General features: G+C 37.8%; 18 protein-coding genes. All 18 read right to left on the reverse strand.

Annotation, left to right across the window (positions count from 1 at the left end; translation table 11 throughout):
* Positions 1 to 27 precede the first annotated feature (27 nt).
* The gene (locus OC529_RS00475) at positions 28 to 924 is read right to left on the reverse strand and encodes an ROK family protein (protein ID WP_173249589.1); all 897 of its coding nucleotides are present in this window, start codon (positions 922 to 924) and stop codon (positions 28 to 30) included.
* Positions 925 to 941: 17 nt separating this feature from the next.
* The gene (locus OC529_RS00480) at positions 942 to 1,859 is read right to left on the reverse strand and encodes a dihydrodipicolinate synthase family protein (RefSeq protein WP_001281493.1); all 918 of its coding nucleotides are present in this window, start codon (positions 1,857 to 1,859) and stop codon (positions 942 to 944) included.
* Positions 1,860 to 2,032: 173 nt separating this feature from the next.
* Positions 2,033 to 2,677 carry a YesL family protein gene (locus OC529_RS00485; protein WP_262081256.1) on the reverse strand — a complete coding sequence of 215 codons (645 nt, stop codon included), beginning with the start codon at positions 2,675 to 2,677 and terminating at the stop codon, positions 2,033 to 2,035.
* Between the two features lie 134 nt (positions 2,678 to 2,811).
* The gene (locus OC529_RS00490; protein WP_099180491.1) at positions 2,812 to 3,264 is read right to left on the reverse strand and encodes a YhcH/YjgK/YiaL family protein; all 453 of its coding nucleotides are present in this window, start codon (positions 3,262 to 3,264) and stop codon (positions 2,812 to 2,814) included.
* Between the two features lie 125 nt (positions 3,265 to 3,389).
* Positions 3,390 to 4,229, reverse strand: a complete 840-nt coding sequence (locus OC529_RS00495; protein WP_001192010.1) for a carbohydrate ABC transporter permease — start codon at positions 4,227 to 4,229, stop codon at positions 3,390 to 3,392.
* Between the two features lie 15 nt (positions 4,230 to 4,244).
* Complete coding sequence (locus tag OC529_RS00500) at positions 4,245 to 5,111, reverse strand: carbohydrate ABC transporter permease (RefSeq protein WP_164176750.1); 867 nt, start codon at positions 5,109 to 5,111, stop codon at positions 4,245 to 4,247.
* 252 nt (positions 5,112 to 5,363) lie between these two features.
* Positions 5,364 to 6,692, reverse strand: a complete 1,329-nt coding sequence (locus OC529_RS00505) for an ABC transporter substrate-binding protein (protein WP_262081257.1) — start codon at positions 6,690 to 6,692, stop codon at positions 5,364 to 5,366.
* A gap of 114 nt (positions 6,693 to 6,806) precedes the next feature.
* Positions 6,807 to 7,505 carry an N-acetylmannosamine-6-phosphate 2-epimerase gene (locus OC529_RS00510; protein ID WP_262081258.1) on the reverse strand — a complete coding sequence of 233 codons (699 nt, stop codon included), beginning with the start codon at positions 7,503 to 7,505 and terminating at the stop codon, positions 6,807 to 6,809.
* Positions 7,506 to 7,684: 179 nt separating this feature from the next.
* Positions 7,685 to 8,788, reverse strand: coding sequence for a Gfo/Idh/MocA family protein (locus OC529_RS00515; protein WP_262081259.1), 1,104 nt, complete (start codon positions 8,786 to 8,788; stop codon positions 7,685 to 7,687).
* Positions 8,789 to 8,800: 12 nt separating this feature from the next.
* The gene (gene nanB / locus OC529_RS00520; RefSeq protein ID WP_261105812.1) at positions 8,801 to 10,894 is read right to left on the reverse strand and encodes a neuraminidase NanB; all 2,094 of its coding nucleotides are present in this window, start codon (positions 10,892 to 10,894) and stop codon (positions 8,801 to 8,803) included.
* A gap of 16 nt (positions 10,895 to 10,910) precedes the next feature.
* Positions 10,911 to 11,744 carry a carbohydrate ABC transporter permease gene (locus OC529_RS00525; protein WP_000730466.1) on the reverse strand — a complete coding sequence of 278 codons (834 nt, stop codon included), beginning with the start codon at positions 11,742 to 11,744 and terminating at the stop codon, positions 10,911 to 10,913.
* The gene (locus OC529_RS00530; protein ID WP_173212413.1) at positions 11,744 to 12,628 is read right to left on the reverse strand and encodes a carbohydrate ABC transporter permease; all 885 of its coding nucleotides are present in this window, start codon (positions 12,626 to 12,628) and stop codon (positions 11,744 to 11,746) included. The genes OC529_RS00525 and OC529_RS00530 overlap by 1 nt, the downstream gene beginning before the upstream one ends.
* Before the next feature lie 78 nt (positions 12,629 to 12,706).
* Positions 12,707 to 14,044 carry an ABC transporter substrate-binding protein gene (locus OC529_RS00535; protein ID WP_000738774.1) on the reverse strand — a complete coding sequence of 446 codons (1,338 nt, stop codon included), beginning with the start codon at positions 14,042 to 14,044 and terminating at the stop codon, positions 12,707 to 12,709.
* A gap of 18 nt (positions 14,045 to 14,062) precedes the next feature.
* A complete protein-coding gene (locus OC529_RS00540; RefSeq protein ID WP_000587462.1) occupies positions 14,063 to 14,515 on the reverse strand; it encodes a YhcH/YjgK/YiaL family protein in 453 nt (150 codons plus the stop codon).
* 1,110 nt (positions 14,516 to 15,625) lie between these two features.
* Positions 15,626 to 16,525 carry an Rpn family recombination-promoting nuclease/putative transposase gene (locus OC529_RS00545; protein WP_262081260.1) on the reverse strand — a complete coding sequence of 300 codons (900 nt, stop codon included), beginning with the start codon at positions 16,523 to 16,525 and terminating at the stop codon, positions 15,626 to 15,628.
* A gap of 1,216 nt (positions 16,526 to 17,741) precedes the next feature.
* A complete protein-coding gene (locus OC529_RS00550) occupies positions 17,742 to 20,924 on the reverse strand; it encodes a sialidase domain-containing protein (RefSeq protein ID WP_262081375.1) in 3,183 nt (1,060 codons plus the stop codon).
* Complete coding sequence (locus tag OC529_RS00555; RefSeq protein ID WP_316043892.1) at positions 20,881 to 21,114, reverse strand: YSIRK-type signal peptide-containing protein; 234 nt, start codon at positions 21,112 to 21,114, stop codon at positions 20,881 to 20,883. Before OC529_RS00555 ends, OC529_RS00550 begins: the two co-directional genes overlap by 44 nt.
* Before the next feature lie 243 nt (positions 21,115 to 21,357).
* Positions 21,358 to 21,585 (reverse strand): hypothetical protein, encoded by a 228-nt coding sequence (locus OC529_RS00560; RefSeq protein ID WP_000576348.1) that lies wholly within the window; start codon positions 21,583 to 21,585, stop codon positions 21,358 to 21,360.
* Between the last annotated feature and the right edge of the window lie 520 nt (positions 21,586 to 22,105).

A 22,105-nucleotide genomic window follows, 5' to 3' on the forward strand; every position in this document is an offset into this window, starting at 1 on the left:
ACTCAAGTACTGCCTACGGCTAGCTTCCTAGTTTGCTCTTTGATTTTCATTGAGTATAAAATGATAGTAGGCGCCCAACATACCTGCTGTATTTTGATGATGAGCAAATTCTAATCGTGTTTTTTCAGCTAGACTTGGTACCAAGGCCTCTTTCAAGGCTGTGCGAATCTTGGGTTTGAGGATAGCCTCTTGTCCCATGATGCCGCCACCGAGAATGACCACTTCTGGATTGGCAACGTAGCAAATATTTGCCAGACCTTTTCCTAGATAGTCTACCATGCGGTCAATACCTTCCATGCAGAGTTTATTGCCCTCAGTGGCTTCCTTGAAAATGCGTCGGCCATTCCACTGGTCAACTGGATCTCCATGTGCTTCAGCTACATATTTCACTAAAGCTGTCGTAGAAGCCAAGTCTTGGAAAGCTCCATCCTGCATATGCATATACCCAACTTCACAGGCTGAATTGCTAAATCCATGGAAGACTTTCCCATCCATAATCAAGCAACCACCGATACCTGTTCCAATGGTCAAGCAAAGGGTCACACTTGCTCCCTTGCCTGAACCAGATACTGCCTCAGCAAGACCTGCACAGTTGACATCATTCTCAATTTCACAAGGAATAGTAAAGCTAGTCTCGATTTCCTTCTTGAACTGGGTTCCTGCATAATTTGGAATCTGAGGCCCAGCATAGAAAATCTCACCCTTATCTGGATCCACCATTCCTGCAGAAGAAATGGCAACACCTGCTACTGGGCCTTTTTCTAAATAGCTAGCTACAATATCTTTGGTTTTTTGTAAGATATGAGGTCCACCCTTATGCGCCTCTGTTGGCATTTCATGTGATTCAACAAGTTGGCCTTCTTGGTCGATTAAACCATATTTGATGTTGGTTCCACCAATATCAATTGCAACGTAGTATGTCATAAATACCTCCTTTGAGATTAGAGGAAGCGCTCCTTGGTTTCACGAATCAAGGCTGCAGCTGCTTCTACAACTGGACGATCGTCTTCAGTCACTGGTGTCAAAGGTGAACGAACAGATCCAATATTCAAACCTTCATTGATTTTCAAAACTTCTTTGATGACACCGTACATATTTCCATGTGCAGCAGTCAATTTACCAATGATAGCGTTGATAGCGTATTGCAATTCACGCGCTGTTTCTAGGTCTTTATCCGCAATCAATTGATTGAGTTTCAAGAAGAGTTCTGGCATAGCACCATAAGTACCACCGATACCAGCCTTAGCACCCATGAGACGGCCACCTAGGAACTGCTCATCTGGACCGTTAAAGACGATATGGTCTTCTCCACCAAGGCTAACAAAGGTTTGGATATCTTGAACTGGCATAGAAGAGTTCTTCACACCGATAACACGTGGATTTTTCAACATTTCTGTGTAAAGGCTTGGAGTCAAAGCAACTCCTGCCAATTGAGGAATGTTGTAGATCACATAGTCTGTGTTTGGAGCTGCAGAACTGATATCGTTCCAGTATTTAGCAACTGAGTATTCTGGCAAGCGGAAGTAAATTGGTGGAATTGTTGCAATGGCATCTACTCCCAAGCTTTCAGCGTGGCGAGCCAGTTCCATACTGTCTTTGGTATTGTTGCAGGCAACGTGAGCAATGATGGTCAATTTACCTTTGGCAACTGCCATGACTTCTTCCAAGATTAACTTGCGGTCTTCAACGCTTTGGTAGATACATTCACCAGAAGAACCATTGACATAAAGACCTTGAACACCTTTATCAATGAAGTATTGCACCAAGGCACGTGTGCGCTCTGGACTTACTTCTCCTTGATCATCATAACATGCGTAGAAGGCTGGAATGACACCTTCGTATTTTTTCAAATCTGACATAGATTTTCTCCTATTATTTTTATTTTCTGCTAAAGCAGATTCTTTCTTTACTTCTTTAGTATACACTTTACAGAAAAGGCTTTCAATATCTTATAGACACTTAGATTTTAGTTTCTCGCTTATAGAATAGCGTTTGGAGCCTTTGAAAGTAGTTTCAGAAATAATTGCAACCCTTACTCATACTTAGCAAATAGCTTTTCCATCACTCCCACTTGTAAAAAAGCAAGAAGTCCAAAACCAAAGAGAATAAAAGCTGATCCTCCCAATAGAAGGGTAAAGGCTGATAGATATAGAATCATCAAAATCAAAAAGATAATTGCAATCATCAAGATAAACCAAGGAGCATTAAAACTAGCCAACATCAATCCTTTTTGAAGAATTTCTTTCCAAGATAGGTCATAACGTGCAGCGATGGGATAGCTAGCCAACATCACGATAGTAAGGAAAATCAGAATACCTAGACAAATAGCTTTCACCATTTGGAAAGGCATAGCTGTCTGCCCCCAAAAGAGATAGAGGTCTAAAAGACTCAACAAAACAATGCCCAGCTCAAGCAGACCTAACTGAAGACCTAGTTTCAGATTTTGCTTGAAAGCTCTTAGATAGATTTTAAAGACAGGCACCCGTCTGCTTTTCTTAATCTCAAACATGGTCTCGTAGAGGCTGATTTTAGCCACTCCAATCGTTACGATTGGCAAACAAGTTACTACAAAGAGAAGATTGACTGTTACAATATCTAAAACCTTCTCACTAATTCGCATTAGAAAATTATCTGTATCAAATGCAGCCTTGATGAGACTTCTTCCTTTTTGTGACATGTTTGCTCCCCCTATAATTTAATTTATATCACTTGCTAAATCATTCCGATTTATCAATTGATAAGATTCAACTCTTAAACTCAATTTTCAAAAGCACTTAATAAGATAGTCAGCAGCTATCTCTGCTGATCATTCTAATCAATTAAAATTTTAAACAAATACTTGCGAACTTGATCTTCCATACCTGCATAACCATTTGGTTGATGTGGCTCTCCTGGGAAGAAAATCGCAAAATTGTGATAACCCAACAAGAGTGGGTAGTGTTCATGACAATGGACAAAACCAATATCACTTGCTTCGTCAAATGCTACTGCTTCATCTTTGATACGTGAACCGTAGCTCGAATATTCATGCCCTTCTACCAACAAATGCAAGTCTGCATAGTTCTTGTGATGTTCAAACTGGTCATTTTCAGCTTTATTTAGGGCATTTTCTTGAACAACCAGAAAAACCTTGTCACCATCAATATCATATTTTCCTAACTCGAATGAATCTTTACGATGTTCATAAAGATAATCAATTGCCTTGTCAAGATTGGGATGAATCCCTTTATAGAAGCTAATATTTTTCAAATCGTCAAAAATCATTATTTTCTCCTTTAAAAATCGTCATTAAGCGACTAAAACTAACACCTCCAACAGTGTCATTTACTGTCGGAGGCTTTTAGATAGTGCTAGCAATAGCCAATTGATACTGTAAAAGAAATCGTTTCTTATCCTTTGACCGCTCCCATAGTAATACCCTGTGTGAAGGATTTTTGGAAGACAAGGAAGACTGTTACGATTGGCACGGCTGCAAGAGCTGCACCTGCCATGATCAAACCATAGTTGGTTGCCATTTCAGCCTGCATGGTCGCAACCCCAAGTGAGATGGTCAAGTTTTGACGTGAAGTCAACATAACCAACTGCATGAAGTAGTCGTTCCAAGTGTTGATGAAGGTAAAGATTGCAAGGGCTGCAAATCCTGGTTTCACAATTGGAAAGGCTACGCTCCAGAAAGTACGAATCTCACCACAACCATCGATTTTAGCTGATTCAAGCAACTCTGTAGGGATATTTTCACTGAATTGTTTCATAAGGAAGACCCCGAATGGCCATCCAATCAAAGGCAAGATAACTGCCCAGAGAGTATCGTGAATTCCCATGAAGTTGACGATACGTACCAATGGTACAAGGACAACCTGTTTTGGAAGAGCCATGGCTGCAATAAAGATTGCAAAAAGAATGCGTTGACCATAAAAACGTTTTTTCGCTAGTACATAACCTGCTAGAGAAGAGGTTGCACAGACTAGAAACATGGTTACCAATGAGATAAATACTGAGTTCCACATCCATTGCATAGCAGGGTTTTGCACCATGAGTTGTTGGAAGTTTTCCATGGTTGGCATTTTAGGGAACCACTGAGGAGGAATGACGATTGTATCAGGTTGTGATTTGAATGCCCCTGTCAAAATCCAGTAGAATGGAAAGATGAACAGCACAGTCAACAAGAGCAAAATAATTGTTGAAATAACAGTAAAGGCTGTTAATGGTTTTTTTTCTGTAGATTGCATAGCTGTCTCCTTTCTTTAGTATTCTACGTCGTTTCCGAGTACTTTAAATTGAACAAAACTTACGATCGCAATCATGACTGCCAAGAAGACACCAATTGTGTTGGCATAGCCGTATTCTGTCAATTGGAAGGCTTTTTCGTAAAGGTAATACATAAGTGTACTTGTTGAGTAGTTTGGACCACCAGATGTCAAAAGCTGAATCAAGGCGAAACACTGGAATGAGTTAATTGTTGTGATGATTGCAATATAAAGAGTTGTTGGAAGAAGGCTTGGCCATTTAATCTTCCAGAAAACTTGAAACTCAGTTGCACCATCAACACGCGCCGCTTCAACCAGTGAATTGTCAATATTCCCCATAGCAGCGATATAAAGGATAATCGGTTGACCAACTGAAGTTGTCAAGAGAATAATCATAATCGCCATCAATGCCCAGTTTTTATCTCCCAACCAAGAAATGTTCTGGCTGATGATATGACTTGACTTGAGGACAAAGTTTAGAATCCCTGATAGTGGGTCATAGATCCATTTCCATACAACTGTTACGGCAACACTACCTGTAACAACTGGAAGGAAGAATACGAAACGATAGAATGATCTAGCGATAGCATTTTGATGGTAGGTCTGTGACGCTACAAAGAGTGAGAATAGAACAACAACTGGCACAGATCCAATAACCAAAATAACTGTGTTAATCAAAGATTTTGTAAAGACAGGATCTTTAAACATACGGATATAGTTATCTAAGCCCACAAATTCAAAGCTAGTCATAGAGTAGTTAAAGAAACTTGTAATAAAGCCCATAATCATTGGAGCCAATACAAAGATGACAAAGAAGAACAACACTGGTGCTAGGAAAGCATAGGAAATCACTGTTTCCCTCATACGGATTTTATTGACTTTCACAGTCGGCACCTCTCTTTCAAATAGAATAATTTTTTGACTTTCTTGAACTGTTTTAAAATCAAAATGAAATTTTTTATGATTCGCTTATGTAAGAACTTCATTTTAATTTCGTGACAATTTCTTACATTTTAAACAAAAGCCCCCCTTTTCTTACACTATCTGTGTAGAGGGAAAAGGGGGTATACACTCTTAGGTTCTTTAAAAAACTACTTTTTATAGAATAACTAAGGACTATTGTTTCATAGCTTTTTTGATTGTTTCGTTCGCTTTTTCAGTGAAGGCTTTCAAAGCGTCCGCTGGTTTTTCGTCACCATTTGATACAGATTGCAACATTGGGAACCAAAGTGTTCTCATTTCAGCAAATCCATCAATAGTGTTGTAGTATGGTGAGTAGTATTGAGTCCAGCTGCTGATTGTTTCCATACGTTTGTCATCATAAAGTTTGCCAAATGATGTACGAACTGGGAAGGCACCTGTACGAACAACGTCTTTTGGACCCCACTCTTTGTCATCTGCGATAAATTGGATGAATTTCTTAGATGCAGCGACTTTCTTGTCGTCTTTATTGTTGAATACTGCAAATCCGTTTACAAGGTATTCAAGAGCTGGCTTACCTTCGTCTGATGGGAATGGTACTTCTACCACTTCTACCTTACTTGCTTCTAAAAGTTTAGCTTGGATACCATTTTGAGCTGGTGCCCAAAGGATTGTGTAAGATGTTTGACCGTTGGCAAAGTTTTGGATATCTGCTCCACCGTCAAATTGTGAACCATTATTGAGCAAATTGTCTTTAATCCAGCCAGTTGCTTTTTCAAGACCTTTGACGAATTTAGGATCATCAGTTGTATATTTGCTAACTTTTTCATCTGTTACAGAACCGCTATAAAGGTTAGAGATAAAGGCACGTGTTCCTTGGTCTCCCCCTTGACCAGAACTGAACAATGAACCTGGTGTGTAACCCTTGTCTTTGAGTGCTTTCAATACTTTTTCAAAATCATCAGTTGTCCAACCTTCTTTTACAAGGTTTGCCACTCCAGCATCTTCTAACATTTTCTTGTTCATTGCCATGTAGAATGGGGCAGAACTAATTGGATACATGTAAGCCTTGTCTCCAGCTTTACTTGCTTGTACGATGTTTTCATTGTTGACATCTTTAACAAATTCATCTGTGAAAAGGTCGTTCAAGTCAGCCAATTTACCGTTTTTACCGTATTGGATGATACGTCCTGGTGCATCAAAGAGTACGTCTGGAGCTGTTCCAGCTTCGATAGCTGTTGTGATTTTTTCAGGACCTGACTTGAAGTCAATGGTTTCCAATTTCACTTTTACATCTGGGTTTGCTTTTTCAAAAGCTTCGATGATTGATTTTTCATAAGTTCCAACACCGTCACCAGTTTTTTCTTGGGTAAATACTGGGAATGCCCACCAAGTGATTTCCGTTTTGGCACCGTCACCACCTGATTTGCCAGCATCTTTACTTCCGCCAGAATTGCCACAAGCAGCAAGACCAAGAACCGCAGCACTCGCAAGTACTGTACAAGCTAATTTTCTAAATTTCATCTGTATTCTCCTATGTAATAAGCGTATCCAACTTGGATAATGAGTTCTTTATTTCTTGTATGCGATTTCATTCCATCCTACTCATCCACCACTCTCCTCTGTTTTAAGATTGTGTTATTTGAGACCAGCAACGAAGCGTTCTGTAATCTCTTTTGGTCTAGTAATAGCGCCACCGACAACAATACCTCGCACTCCATATCCAAGGATTTGTTTGGCTTGTTCTGGTGTATGAATTTTCCCTTCTGCAATGACATCTACACCAGCATCACAAAGTTTTTTGATCAATTCAAAATCGGGACCATCCACTTTAGGACTGTAAGATGTGTATCCTGATAAGGTTGTTCCGACAAAGTCAATTCCTGCTTCAACAGCAGCTAGGCCTTCTTCAAAAGTACTTGTGTCAGCCATCAAGAGCTGGTTAGGGTATTTCTCCTTAACCTGACGGATGAACTCTTGAATCTCCAAACCATCATAGCGTTCACGCTTGGTACAATCCAGAGCAATGACCTCTATATCAAGTTCTGCCAATTCATCAACTTCTTTCATAGTAGCAGTGATGAAGGGTTCTTGCGGTGGATAATCTCGTTTAATTATCCCAATGATTGGAAGGTTTGTGACCTCCTTGATTTCCTTGATATCGCGAACACTATTTGCTCGGATACCGACTGCTCCACCTTGCTCAGCCGCTTTGACCAGCAAGGGAATGACTCCTCCCGCTTCTGTATAAAGCGGTTCGTGAGGAAGGGCCTGACAAGAAACGATGATTCCATCTTTGATTTGCTCAATCAAGGCTTCTTTGCTAATCTGTGGCATCCTCTTTCCTCCTTTTCCTTTTTCTTTGTTTCTATGAGATTATTATACCTTAAAAATAAAACGCTTTCAAGAGTTTGTAGTATAATAGATTTCAGTTTCAAAAACTAGCCAAGTCAAACAGCTCCTCTAAAAGTACTTTCAGAGGAGCAAGTTGGCCTATAATAGGAGAATACCAAAATTTAGTTTACAATTTCTGACAATTTTACTTTGCGATCTTCAAACATAGACTGAGTACAAGCATCTGCAGTAGCAATTGCTTCTAGGGCAGCTTCACCTGTCAAAAGTTTTGCAAATTCTTCTGATACTGGAGCTCCTTGCATAATCTCATGCAGATAGCGCATTTCTTTATCAATGACAGATGATAGCCATAATGGAGTACGTTTACCTGGTTTACCATAAGCAATTGCTCCATCCATCTCTGTACTATGATAGATACGAGTACGATCATCATCATCTTCTTGCGATTCGTGAATCAAGAAATAACTTTCTTGCCCATCTAGCTTAAGAGTTCCTTTACAGTTGAATAAGTCTAAGCGGATGGCACCTTTGGTTCCTTGGATTAAGACATAATGTTCACCCCAACGATAAGCTGAACCCCATTCTAACAAGGCAAAACGCTTATTAGAAAATTCCATATTGACAAAAATCATATCATCTTCATCACCGAAATGTTCACCTTCATGGGCCACATTTCCACCTGTCATGGTTACAGTTTCAGGCATGCCCCCCATAAGGAATTGAACACAATCCAATTCATGGATGTGGTGATACAAGTGACCACCTGATTTTTCACGAATTTTTTTCCATGATACTGACGGTTGTTGTTCTTCCCAACCATTACGAGCTGTATGACAATATAGAACGTCTCCGATAACTCCTTGATTAATGAGTTCTTTTGCATGATGAACACCATTAAAGAAATTCATAATATGTCCTGCCATAAAGGTTACATTGTTTTCTTTACATGCATCTACCATCTCGCGACAATCTTGATAAGAAAGCGCAATTGGTTTTTCACAGAAAACATTTTTACCATGTTGTGCAGCCTTAATAACCGGTTCCTTATGAAGATTATTTGGAGTTGCGACGATAACACAATCTACTTCATCGCTAGAAACCAACTCATCTAAGGAACTTGCTACTTTTGCTCCCAATTCTTCTGCAATTGCCTCTGCATTATCTGGATCATAGAGAAGAGTAATCTCTGCTCCATCATTCTTTTGCATATAACGAGCTAACTCAGCTCCAAAATATCCTGTTCCAACAACACCATATTTAACCATGTTTTTTCTCCTTTATTTTGTTAAATCATTAATTTCCAAATCTATATACTGAACTACATTGCTTAAATGCAATTCATTTCTTGACCATGAATCATATTTTTCAAACAATACACCTATGTGATGATTTGGCAATTCTGTAATCGCAGAATAAGCATAACCATACGAAGGCAAATCAATGTCATAGTGGTATTTCCAATCGATACTATCATCTTCTTTATTGACTAAACCGACAACTAATTGACCTCCCTTACGGCCATTTCTAGAATTTGGTGTACTCAAAATGACTGCTTCTTTTCCATCAACTAATTGAGAGTATCTAATTGCAGATACTTGTGTACCATATGAAGTTTGTTGAATTCCATCGATATACGAAACTTCTGACCATGTTTCTCCAGAATCTCTACTAGTCATATAGGCAATCTTACCTGTAGTAGTTCTAAAGAATGTTCTAATCACACCATCTCTCATTTCAACCATTTGCGCTTCTGCTGTCGCATTCTTAAACGGAATTGAAGCTGAGGATTTCTTCCATGTTTGACCACTATCATCAGAAATGAGATAAGTTAGTTCGCCACTAGTATACGTTGCAAAAATTAATCTATTACTTGATTTTAATGCTAAACCTTGTCCGGGACATAAGTAAGTTCCATTATGTTTTTCTCCTAAGAACGGAGGCAATAACTTAAATTGTTCCCAACTCTCTCCTCTATTCTGACTAGTTGTCATTGCTATATAATTAGTAGGAGTCACTTTAAATAACGAATCTTTGTAGAAAACATTCATAGGAACCTGTTTTCCATTATGCCTTTCTCTTAAAGAGCCACTATCAAAATCAACCGAATATTGTTCAACTGTTAAAGACTTTCCTCCCTCTAAAACTTCATACTTATCATTTATAGTATAATTTGTAGGTTTATTAGTTGTTTCATCATAAACGACACCATTTTCTCTGACTGTATAACGGAAATCATTATCTCCATCCTTCTTTAGTTTTAAATAATAATGACCATTTATTTCTTTAAAACCTGAATCAGCTTTATTTGCATTATTATTTCCAATACCCGCAGGCATAACATCAGCTAATAATATCGTTTTTCCAGATTTTTTATCTTCAACAATGGATGAATCTATGAATGAAGCACTTCCACTAATTTGACTATTCTTTAATTTATTGTCTCGTGGCCAGTAAACTAACTGCTCCTCATAGTCATTAAACTTCATAGCAAAAGTTGGCTCACTCCACGTTTTCCCATTATCATCACTATAAGAAGTGGCGATATTAATCTTACTTTTAGAATCATGAGTCCCACCATAACGTGCATCAATACTTGATAGAACTCTTCCACTACTTAATGTATATAATGTCGGTATTCTAAAATAGTTAGCTTGAGTAGAATCTCCTGATTGGAAAATTAACTGAAATGGATTTGACAAGGGAATAGTTGAAACTTCCTGATCACTAATTGCTTTATTAAATAGACTGATTTCATCAATACTTCCTCTTGCAAGATAATGATCCTTGCCTTCACGATTAACAGCTCCTAGTGTTGCCTTATCTATACCATTTATATTTGAAATCGGCAAAAATGTATCAACTGTTTCAGAGAACACTTCTATACCATTAACATACATTGTGTATGTCTTATCTTTAGAATCAGATACAAATACGAGTGTATTTTCAACTGCCTGTCCTTTATGCTTTCCCCATAATGAAGCTGGTCTAGAAAATAAATAATTTATTCCCTTTTGGGCGTCTCTTATTTCTACACCTATCTCACCAGAATCTCTCATGAAAATTGAAAAGTAATTATTTTTAAAGCCTGCTTTACTATTAGATAGACCAAACAAAGCTTGAAGCGAGTTTGGTTTATCTGCTTTAAATTTCATTACTACTGTCTGACTCTCTCCAGATAATTTATCTAATAACAAAGAGCTGATATCTATACTCTTATTGTTCAGTTGATATGAACCTCCTTGAAAAATAGGAGATATAGACAGTTGACCATAGTTTAATTCATTCGCATGAATCAAAGTGGGTACTCCCATTAAAAGACTAAATCCTACAACAGAAATTCCTAGTTTTGAATAAAGACCTCTCTTATTCATTTTTTCCTTCTTTCGTTTACTTCACAGATCCTTCTGATAATCCACTTGCAATCTTATTTTGGATAATAGAGAAGAAAATAATTGATGGAAGAACCACAATAACAGATGCTGCCATCATATCTCCCCAGTCTAAAATTTCTGAACCGTTAAGAGATCGAAGAGCTACTGCTACTGTCATCTTTCCTGTATTGTTAATCAAAATTAAAGCATACAAGAATTCATTCCAAGCATTGATAAATGTATAAATAGCTGTTGCTACAATACCTGGTGCTACAATCGGTAGCACAACTTTATAAAATGTAACAAATTTATTTGCACCATCAATTCTAGCTGCTTCTTCAATTCCAATTGGAACTGTTTGGAAAAATCCAACTAAGAGCCAAACTGCATATGGAACACTAAAAGATAGATAAACCATCATCAAGCCAAATAAACTATTTGTTAATCCAACTTTAGCAATGGCAATTGAATAGGGAATTGCTAACAAAATTGGTGGGAAAATGTAGGTAATGACAAGTAATCTCGACATGATTGCTCCCAATTTAGGGAAGAATCTAACAATACCATAGGCTGCCATAGCAGAAATAATAATCGCAATAAGGGTTGTAGCTAAGGCAATGATTAAACTATTTCGAATGTTATCAATAAAGTGCAAATCGTTGATAACATGTATAAAATAATCTAATGTAAACTGTTCAGGCCAAAATCGTGTTGGATACTGAGTCAATTCCCCTTTCCCCTTGACAGACGATATGATAATCCATACCAATGGGAAAATTGCAACAATAGTCGCACCAATCAAGAGTGCATGTGAGAGAATATCTAAATAAATACTGGATTTCTTCTTCATTATTTTCTACCCTCCTTTTCCCACTTACTGATGATAGCAAAGTAGATAAAGCAAATCGCCATCAAGAAGATAAAGAGCAACACTGTAACTGCTGAAGCACGACCCAACAATTTAGTGCCCCAACCCAGGTTGTAAGCAAAAATTGGAAGCGTCGTTGTAGCATTAGCCGGTCCACCACCCGTAATAAGGTAGATAATGTCAAAGTTATTAAAGATCCATACAGTTCTCAAAACAACTAGAAGTCCTACAACCACTTTAATATGTGGAAAGACGATAAACTTGAACACCTGCCAACTTGAAGCACCATCTATCTTAGCAGCCTCAAATTGTTCTTCTGGTACTGTTTGCAAAGCTGAAAGTACATTAACCATAATCATCGGCGCTCCAAACCAAATGTTGATAAACACCAAACATAGGAATGCCCATGTACTATCTGTCAAAAATGCAGGTGTATGATCCATTAAACCTAATTTTACGATTAGATTAGGTAAGTAGCCATAAACCCCGTTTAGAATCCACTGCCAAGAAAAGGCAATAACGATTGTAGGAAATGCCCAAGGAACAATCAATAAGGTCCTATATAATTTCTTGAAGTGGCGTACTCTGTGAAGAGCTAAAGCCAATACAAACCCTACTAAAACTTGACCAACTAATGAGAAAATGGTCCACTTAATTGAATTAAAGAACGCATTAAAGAAGTTGGGATCTGATAGCACAGCTTTATAGTTAGCTAAACCAACAAATTTATAATTTGGCATAATCAAATGCTTATTGGTAAAGCTATAAAAAATACTCGAGAAAAACGGATAAACAAAGAGTAATCCTACGATAATCATAGCTGGCAAAACAAATATCCAGCGAGTTAAATTACGTTCTTTAACCATTCTCCTTCTCCCTTCTTTTACAAGATTGGGCTAGGGCTTTTCAGCTCACTAGCCCACCTATTTTCTAGTCTTTTACATCTACTGAGCAGCCTCAAATAAATCGTTTAATTGTTTTTCTGCTTCTTTTGCTGCTTTCATAGGATCTGTTCCATTTGAAATGATATCTTGGAACATTTGTTCAATAATGTGTTGGTTAGTCAACATACCAGCTTGTACACTTGGTCCATTTTCATAACCAATAGCAGTACCTTTTTTAACAGCTTCAGTAATCACTTCTTCAGCATGTTTAAATTTCTTACGAGTTTCATTTTCTTTATAGGCTGCAGAATCGCTAATCCCCTTAATAGTTGGCAACATACCTACTGGAGTTGAATCAAGGAATTTAACGTAGTCTTCTTCATTATAAAGTGATTCTAAGAATGCTTTAGCAACTTCTGGATGTTTTGAATTTTTCCAAACAACCATTGGAATGTTTGAAGTTTCAATTCCTTGGTCCTTATCAGACTCTTTGATTTTTGGAATAGGATAAGCATCAATTGAATCAATCAATTGAGGACTGTTGGCATTGATTCCTCCAATATGGAAGCCAGAGTTAAAGTCAAATGCTGTTTTTCCTTGATAGAACAAGGTAGCTTGTTGAAGGACATTAAAGTTCAAAGAATCTTGAGGTGAAATTTCTTTATACATTTTAACCCAGTATTTAATACCATCTTGAGCAAGTTGACTTGTCAAATCTGCTTTAAGATCTTTTGTCAAGAGACTTCCACCACCACTACGTACGTAGAAGTTCAAGAAACGTGTTGCCATTAAGTCATTTGTTCCAAACGGAACAGACAAGCCATAAACTCCAGCTTCTTTCAATTTTTTAGAAGCTTCATAGAGTTGATCCCAAGTTTTAGGAACCTCAATATTATGTTCTTTTAACAAATCAGTTCTAACCCACATAACTTGTGCATGTGAATAAAGAGGAACAGAGTAGTAATCATCTCCGATTTTTGCCTCATTTAAGGCAGTTTCGTTAAATTTATCCTGTCCAATACGCTTGATAGAATCATTTAGCGGAACCAAAGCATCTGAGTTGACCATTTCCATTACTTGGTTAGGAAGAGCTGTACTGATATCTGGCACATTCCCATTTGCTAAACCTGTAGTCCATTTAGTATAGAAGTCATTCCAAGAGAATGTTTCAATCTTGATTTTCGTTTTTGGATGCTTTTGCATGAAAGCATCTGCTGATTTTTGAATGCTTTCTAAACGCGGTCCTTGAGTAAAGGAGTGCCACATTGTAATCTCACCAGATAATTCTGTCGGTGGTTCAGTACTAGTTGTAGCTTCTTTTTTTCCTGAACAAGCTACCAAGGCAACGGCTGCTAACGCAACTCCAGCTAGACATAAAAACTTTCTCATTTTTTTCATTGTTCTTCCCTTTCTACATTAAGAAATTGCAACTTTAAAGACAACTTTTTTCACAGGTTCATCATTTATACGAACCTTGGGTTGATGTAAATCTTCTGGAAAAGTGATGAGGCATTCGCCAGCTCTCAAATGAACCAACTGTTCCACTTTCCCTGTGTATAATTCAATATCCTTCTCTTCATCATATTCTTGGGTAACGCTTACATTTTCCGGCGACGTAACAGCCATGGCTTCTTCGTTTTCCAAAACTAAATGAATATCCAAATATTTTTGGTGTGTTTCAAAGAAAGCCCCTGCTTGACCATCTGCTAGATAAGTAAAGCAATTCCCAAACAATCGATCACCATCGATAGCAATCGAACCTTCTGTTAAATTTTCTAGTCCTGTTTTTTCTAGAAAATCTATTAATGTTGCAAAATGTGGATTTACTCCCACATAAGTTCCTAAACGGCTAATTTTTGTAATAATCACACCCTATCCTCCTTTCTCAATCTATTTTTCCTATCCAAGTTCCCCATTCTTCTGTCTAGCATTTTCTACTAGAAGGACATAAAAACACAACACTCTCTAGCCTATACTCTTTGAAAATCTCTTCAAACCACAGTCGCTTCACCTTGGATTATATAGGTCAGTCTTATCTACAACCTCAAAGCGGTGTTTTGGGCAATCTGCTACTAGCTTGCTAGTTTCTTCTTTGATTTTCATTCAGTATCTTCACAAGAAGATCTGATTTTTCTAGCGACAAACAGAATAAATAAGTTAGTTCAATTAGCTACCTTCCTTATAGATGAAATTGATATTCATGAAGGAAGTCGCCCTTTATTTTTTGCAAAAGATACTAGTATGAATCTATTTGGGGAATTGAATTTATAAGCTGCTCACTTATACTCTTCGAAAATCTCTTCAAACTGCGTCAACGTCGCCTTGCCGTACTCAAGTACAGCCTGCGGCTAGTTTCCTAGTTTGCTCTTTGATTTTCATTGAGTATTAGTTTTTCTAAAATAATTCTAATCTATTATTCTAGCACTAATAGACTCTTTGGCTAAATCTCCTTTCTAAATATCGTTTCACCAAGAACTTTTTAAGAGAGAAATACTCTAAATTAGTTTTGTTACCGTTTTCAATTAGAGTATACTTTTTTTTTTTTAGTATTTCAAGCCTTTTTTAATTTGGAATTTAGTTTCAAATCTTTTAACTATATCAACTACATTAAAAGTACTTTCAAAAATAAGTAGGTTTCTTGCAAGACCTGTTTCGAGTGGACAAGATAAAAAAACAAGAAAGTCAATTTTAGGAGAAAATGAAGGAAATATAGCAGATTGAAATAAAATGAGAATAAATCGATTGGGAAAGTAAAATCAAATTTATAACAAGGATTTAGAAGCTGCGGTATACTATTCTGTTTTCAATCAACTATAGTGTCCTAATATAGATTCACTGCACTATAAAACGCATAGTATCAAGCTTGTTCAATACCTGATACTATGCGTGTTTGTGATTTTTAAGATTTTGTGATTAGAGTTTTTTAATTCCAAGAATGCCATCTTAACCAGATGGTTTTCTTGTCTATTATTGCTGATCTTACAACAACGCCTCAAACTCAGATACTGACATACCCAACTGCTGACTGGCAACCTCGGAAGTCAGAAGTCCTTGGCGAACCATATCCAGAAAGGCAAAAAGTTTTCCACGTTCAAGTCCTTCTGCCCGACCTCTCTCCAACCCTTTTTCTTCAGCTTGTTCCAAGGCATAGTCCTGTGCTAACAAGGCTTGTTCTTCTCGCATACGTAGTTGACTAAACATTTCCCTATCCTCCTCGGACCAGCTCTTGTAGTCCAGCAGTTGATCTGCTTGGCTGATGGCTCGCTCGGGGCGCTGGGTAAAGGGTTTGTTCCCAAAAAACTCCAACCACGGTTTGCGAATGCTATCTTTGCTGGTTTCTCTGTATTTTCTTAATTCCAAGAACGCCATCTTGACTAGATGGTTTACTTGACCGTTATTTGTGATGGTTAAGACCTCACCTGTCGTATCCTCGCGCATGCTAAAGCTATGAAAAGCTAAGTCATCTTGAAAATAATTACTGTCCACGATTGCGATAGCGTAGACAGGTGCGATATGTTTGTAGCTCTGGTGGGTATCACCTTCTCGTTGGCGAATTTTTTCTAGGTTTTGATTTACCTGACTGCACAGATAAGCCCACAGGCGATTGATGAAAAAATTCTGATGATGTACCTGAATCTCAATAATAACTTGTGTCCCATTGTCTAACTCTGCCAAGACGTCTATACTGGTATAGAAATCCTGCGCTGAATAAGGCATGGAAGGCAAGACGTGAATGTTACTTCCCTCCAAAATGGTCACATTTTTTGCTGGCAAGTCCAGCATATCGCGAATAAATTGACAAGTGATTTCTGGGTTGCTGAAAATTTTCTTAGCAACCAAGTCATTGGTCGGGCTAATGCCCGGATGTCTTAGAATCATCCTTTTCCTCCTTCTATTATACCATAGTTTTAAATCTAATTTTGCTAGATTCTATGGTTCTATCTATTTATTCGGAAAAGAAGTGAGAAAGTTAAAAACTATTGACCCTAATCACTTGCAAAGAGATATATCTTGCTCGCATTATTTATTAAAAGCTATATTTTACAAAAAAGATTACAAAATCAACCATTTTAGAAAATCCTTACCACTTTCTAGACTATGAATTCTAGTGTTTTTATACTCCTAGCTTTCTCGTCAATATGCCATAAAGCAAGTTCAGTTGATCCATTCCCCGTACTCGTTCACTCTATAGCCGTCTGGTGTTAGCGATACGAAATTTTCCTAAACCTTTTAAATATAAAAACATCTTTTTCCTCACTTTAGTTTCTAATACTTATTTATCCAGATATAATAGCTTACAATCTTTTAAAATCTTCAAATAAGTTATGATTGTTCCATACTCTTCAAACCATGTCATCTTCGTCTTGCCGTATGTATATGTTACTGACTTCGTCAGTTCTATCTGCAACCTCAAAACGGTGTCTTGAGCTGACTTCGTCAGTTTCATCTACAACCTCAAAACGGTATTTTGAGCTGACTTCGTCAGTTCTATCTGCAACCTCAAAACGGTATTTTGAGCTGACTTCGTCAGTTCTATCTGCAACCTCAAAACGGTGTCTTGAGCTGACTTCGTCAGTTTCATCTACAACCTCAAAACAGTGTTTTGGGCTGACTTCGTCAGTTTCATCTACAACCTCAAAACAGTGTTTTGGGCAGGCTACGGCTAGCTTCCTAATTTGCTCTTTGATTTTTTGAGTATAAGGACATGTTGGATTCTATGTGCTGTACTGTCAACAATACACTCTTCTTGTATATCTACCAATATGATTTACAGAATTTTATTTTACTATAACTTTACCTATATTCCAAGACAAGAAATAAAATAATTAAAAACAAAAACGCATATAACCAATAACTAGCTATATGCATTTTAACACTTAAAGCGAACTGTTACGTTGCGACTAGCAGTATCCAGTCCTAAGTAAGTCAGAAATATACAGTTTATTTACGACTAGCAAGTCATTGACTCGGCAATAGGAGCTCATCTAAATTGATTTTTTCTTAGAGTAGAAATTTCTACGAAAACTATCTAAATAAACTTTTAATCTCTATGACGGACAAAACGTGTCTCAGTTATTCATCAACATCCAAGGTTCTAGTAGTTGACCCATTCCCCATTGGAGTTAACTTTATAACCATCTACTATAGTATTAACCGCTAACCTTCCGTTTTCATTAACATAGTACCATTTGTCTCCAACTTGGAACCATTGATTTACCTTCATTGCACCAGATGATTCCTGATAGTACCAATGGTCTCCATCTTTTATCCAACCAGTTGCCATTGAACCGTTAGCATTGAGATAGTACCACACACCGCTGGATTCAACCCAGCCAGTAGACATTGCTCCACTCTCACTCAAATAATACCATTGGTTACCATCTTTCACCCAACCAGTTGCCATCGCACCAGTAGAACTCAAGTAGTACCATTTACCCGCTTCCTGATGCCATCCTTTCACCACTTCACCAGCAGATGTATAAAAATACCATGCACCATTTTCTTGCTTCCAACCAGTCGTTACTGGAACTTTGGTCTCAGTTTTAAGAGGAGTTAAAGTAACATCTCCTACATAAGATTGGAGATAACGAGAAGCAAGAGAAGTAAGAGGAGAGTTTGCTACCATTCTGCCTGAAGGCTCCATAGACACTTGATTCTTCTCTGACTTCCTTTCTGTCATCTCCTCAGATACATCTTCTCTTACTGTATTCATGGTCTCGACAGGATTTTCTTTCGCATCTTCAGGAATTCTACTACCAGCTAGTGTAACTGGTAAATCATGCATACTGTCAATTCTACCGGCCAGTAGACCTGTAATTTCTTGACCTGCATCTTCTTTATTAAAGGTGAAAAGTAGAGTTTTTTGATCTGCTTGTGTCAAGAAGGTAGCTTTGTGTCCATTCGCTAAAGTCAAAGTCGGAATAGAATTCACTAGTACCTCAGAATCAAATTGCATAGCTAAGATGCCTTGTTCTGCATCCTCTTCTTCTGTTTCCAATTTACGAACGTCCCTGATAGTTACACTTGTTGGATATACCGGATCTTTTGTTAAAAATTCCCAGTTAAATTTTCTAAATGATAGGGTATAGGCATTTTGTCCTTTTTCAGTATGTTCATACAAGATACCATACTCACCGTTTCCTAATTCTTGAAGCGAATTATAGGCAAACTCTCCTTTTTGAATTGGTCTATGATGTAACCAAGTCAAGTCTCCGTTGTCCTCTACACGAGCCAAATGAGCCATTCCATTCGTCCGTTTAGGTCCTCCTGAATTGGTTAAAATGATGTATTCTTTTCCTTCGTGCATGGTGTGAATAGCAGCCATTTGGACATAAACATCTTTAACCTGATTGTATCTCTTGATTTCCTTGTCCCAAGTTTGCCCACCATCTTTACTTGTGGCAACCTGTAAATCACCCGTTAATCCTCTCATAAAGAGTTTCACATCACCATTATTTAACTGTACAGCAACTGACTCTGTATTTTGGGCAGGACTATTATTCATAGTTGAGGAATGAATTTTCCTTCTACCTACCGTCCTATCATCATTGACAGCCGCTCCAGCCTGCCATGTTTCTCCATGGTCATCTGAATAAATCAAACGAGAAGACTGAGATCCGCTTAGATGGGAGATAGCGTTGGTGGTATAAGTAGGAACTAGGATACGACCCTTGTGCTCTCCTGTTCTAAGCACAATTCCTGTACCTGGACCTGTTCCTAAAAATTTCATCCAATCTTGGCGAATTGATGGTGTAATATCTCTTGGTTGCGACCATGTTTTCCCATCATCATCACTATAGGAAAGCCACAAATAGCTCGTATAGGCTACACGAAATGGATTTTTAGCAGATTGAGCAAAGTAGATATTTCCAAGAAGCTCTTCTCCTTTATAGAGGTCACCCTTATCTCTGTAGGCTTCTTCTTTTGGATCCACTACAACGCGATAATCTGTTTTTTGATTATTTGCATCATATACTTCTCCGTTTTCTCGAACAGTATATGCTTGATTTTCCCCTTGTTTATATAGTAATTGATAGTGCCTGTCTCCAACTTGTTGATAAGCTTTTTGAGGTTTGTTTGGCATTCCAAAGACAGCTCGACCTTCTGGAAACATATCGTAGATTGAAAAAATTCTCTTTGTGGTAGGATCTTGAACCAAGACCATATCGATATTAAGTGGAGATGGTGCCTGTGGATCTTTTGCTTCTGGATTGTCTCGCAGATTGGTCAAGGTTAAGGTTGGCTGCCAAGTAGTTCCCCCATCCTCACTTCTCCTAACGACCATAGCAATATCTCCCCAGTCAGAATGGTGGAGACGACGCTGATCTGCTCCTGCCAGTAATGTTCCTTTATCCGTACGTAGCAAAGCTGGAATCCGATAACTCTTAATTCCTTCACTATTTGGCTTATCATTGACACCACTCCTAAACAACTCTTGCTTTTCTGTCAAGACTGCCCCTTCAGGAAGTGACGGTTCAATATCTGTCACATCAAATAACTGGCTACGTTTTTTGACTTCCTCTGGAGTTAGAGCACGATTGTATACAGTCAGATTACGAATAGAGAGATTTGAGCCCCACTTCAGTTCTCCTGCTCTATTAGTTGCACCTAACTGAAGTTTATCCACATCTGGCATGTCTGCCAGGAATTTCCCTGACTTTTTATTCGTACGAGATAATACACCATTCACATAAAGACGAACCTGACCATTTGGACTATCCTTTCTTGGTCTTTCAACAGTAAAAGTAACCGAATTATACTTGCCTGGTCTAATCTTCAAAGGCGCATCTGTATAACTTCCATAAAATTGACTACCATCAGCTCCACGTCCCTCTATCAAAGCTGTCCCATTATTGATTGCCATTGTAAAGTACTCATTTACTTTAGTTGTACTGGAAGCAGAAAAGAGATTGTAAAAACTAGGACCATCAGCAGCCGGTTTGAACTCCACATGAACAGTTGCATTTTGGAGTCCCTTTACTTTCTCTAATTCATCAGACAAGTCTACTCTTTTTCCATTTGAATCATTCGTCTCTAAGTCATCTTTTTCTATCACTGTTTCGACATTTTCCAAATCTCGTGCATAGTAATCTCTTGGAATTTTTTCTTCTTGCTTATCTTCCCTTTCTTGTTCTTGCTCATTGCCAGAAAGTTCAGTCTCTGAAACAGACTCTACATGCTCTGCAGGAAGAGTTATATTTTCTCCTTCCTCAGAAGGCTGGCTCTTTTCTGTATCAGTTAGGGTTGAGCTCCCCCCCCCCCGAAAGTTGAGTTTCATTTGCCAGAGGTTGCTCACTCGCCCCTTCTTGAGCTAAAACAGGAGACGTTCCAAACACCACTGCTCCCACAATCATAGAAACCGCTCCTACCGATAGTTTCCTAATGCTATAACGACACTTACGTTCTTGAACATTCCGATTCATACTGTTCCTCTCTATATCTATATCCCGATTTCTGAAATAAGACATTTACTCCAGAAAATGCACTTAGTTTGTCTTTTCTTAACTTTCTTTTACTACAGTTCATTTAAATGACAAAAATGAACTAAACAAACTATCTCAAATTGGTGCCAAATTTCCCCTCTCCTTTCTCCAATCAGACTCCTACCAATCTAGTTTATCTACCAGGACACCTCTGCAATTAAACTAAAATATCTCTTTATAAGCAAATTATTGGACATCAGCTTATGCTATTTACACCATACTTCCTGCTCAATCCTTATCGAACACTTTTTCAAATAGCTTTTCATAAGCATAAATACTTGTAGAAATAATGGGAAATATAATCAAGCTCACAATCAGAATCTTATCCAGCTTAAAGGGGACAATCCCAAATAAGTGAAGAAATAAATCAATCAGAAAACTGTCGAAAAAAACTGTCAAAAGTAGTTCAATTTGTCTTTTTCTCTGCTTTTTTGTCTTGAATGCCTTAAATATCATATTATTCCCCTTTTCTAAGCTTCAATCCCTTCTCTCTATCTGTCATTTCGCATAGCTGCTACTATTTTTACAGCAATCTATCTTTAAATATACATAAAGATAAGATTCTATCACTTTTTATAAGTGTTAGCAAATTTATTATATCTCATTTCTAAAACGCTTTCAATACAGTGTAGTATAATAGATTTTAGTTTCAAGAAATTCTTTTATACAATAATGTCCTTGAAAGTAGTTTCAGCTGAACATTTATAGTCCATAAAAAGAAAACAGAGATTCATCTGTTTTTATACTCAATGAAAATCAAAGAGCAAACTAGGAAGCTAGCCGCATGATGCTCAAAACACTGTTTTGAGGTTGTAGATGAAACTGACGAAGTCAGCTCAAAACACCGTTTTGAGGTTGTAGATGAAACTGACGAAGTCAGCTCAAAACACCGTTTTGAGGTTGTAGATGAAACTGACGAAGTCAGTAACCATACCTACGGCAAGGCGAAGCTGACGTGGTTTGAAGAGATTTTTGG

Source organism: Streptococcus sp. Marseille-Q5855, assembly GCF_946901985.1.
Classification (GTDB): Bacteria; Bacillota; Bacilli; order Lactobacillales; family Streptococcaceae; genus Streptococcus.

Bases quoted from the DNA above. Each gene is read 5' to 3' on its own strand.
- OC529_RS00475 (WP_173249589.1), bottom strand. From the start codon at position 924: ATGACATACTACGTTGCAATTGATATTGGTGGAACCAACATCAAATAT.
- OC529_RS00480 (WP_001281493.1), bottom strand. From the start codon at position 1,859: ATGTCAGATTTGAAAAAATACGAAGGTGTCATTCCAGCCTTCTACGCA.
- OC529_RS00485 (WP_262081256.1), bottom strand. From the start codon at position 2,677: ATGTCACAAAAAGGAAGAAGTCTCATCAAGGCTGCATTTGATACAGAT.
- OC529_RS00490 (WP_099180491.1), bottom strand. From the start codon at position 3,264: ATGATTTTTGACGATTTGAAAAATATTAGCTTCTATAAAGGGATTCAT.
- OC529_RS00495 (WP_001192010.1), bottom strand. From the start codon at position 4,229: ATGCAATCTACAGAAAAAAAACCATTAACAGCCTTTACTGTTATTTCA.
- OC529_RS00500 (WP_164176750.1), bottom strand. From the start codon at position 5,111: ATGAGGGAAACAGTGATTTCCTATGCTTTCCTAGCACCAGTGTTGTTC.
- OC529_RS00505 (WP_262081257.1), bottom strand. From the start codon at position 6,692: ATGAAATTTAGAAAATTAGCTTGTACAGTACTTGCGAGTGCTGCGGTT.
- OC529_RS00510 (WP_262081258.1), bottom strand. From the start codon at position 7,505: ATGCCACAGATTAGCAAAGAAGCCTTGATTGAGCAAATCAAAGATGGA.
- OC529_RS00515 (WP_262081259.1), bottom strand. From the start codon at position 8,788: ATGGTTAAATATGGTGTTGTTGGAACAGGATATTTTGGAGCTGAGTTA.
- nanB (WP_261105812.1), bottom strand. From the start codon at position 10,894: ATGAATAAGAGAGGTCTTTATTCAAAACTAGGAATTTCTGTTGTAGGA.
- OC529_RS00525 (WP_000730466.1), bottom strand. From the start codon at position 11,744: ATGAAGAAGAAATCCAGTATTTATTTAGATATTCTCTCACATGCACTC.
- OC529_RS00530 (WP_173212413.1), bottom strand. From the start codon at position 12,628: ATGGTTAAAGAACGTAATTTAACTCGCTGGATATTTGTTTTGCCAGCT.
- OC529_RS00535 (WP_000738774.1), bottom strand. From the start codon at position 14,044: ATGAAAAAAATGAGAAAGTTTTTATGTCTAGCTGGAGTTGCGTTAGCA.
- OC529_RS00545 (WP_262081260.1), bottom strand. From the start codon at position 16,525: ATGATTCTAAGACATCCGGGCATTAGCCCGACCAATGACTTGGTTGCT.
- OC529_RS00550 (WP_262081375.1), bottom strand. From the start codon at position 20,924: ATGAAACTCAACTTTCGGGGGGGGGGGAGCTCAACCCTAACTGATACA.
- OC529_RS00555 (WP_316043892.1), bottom strand. From the start codon at position 21,114: ATGTCTTATTTCAGAAATCGGGATATAGATATAGAGAGGAACAGTATG.
- OC529_RS00560 (WP_000576348.1), bottom strand. From the start codon at position 21,585: ATGATATTTAAGGCATTCAAGACAAAAAAGCAGAGAAAAAGACAAATT.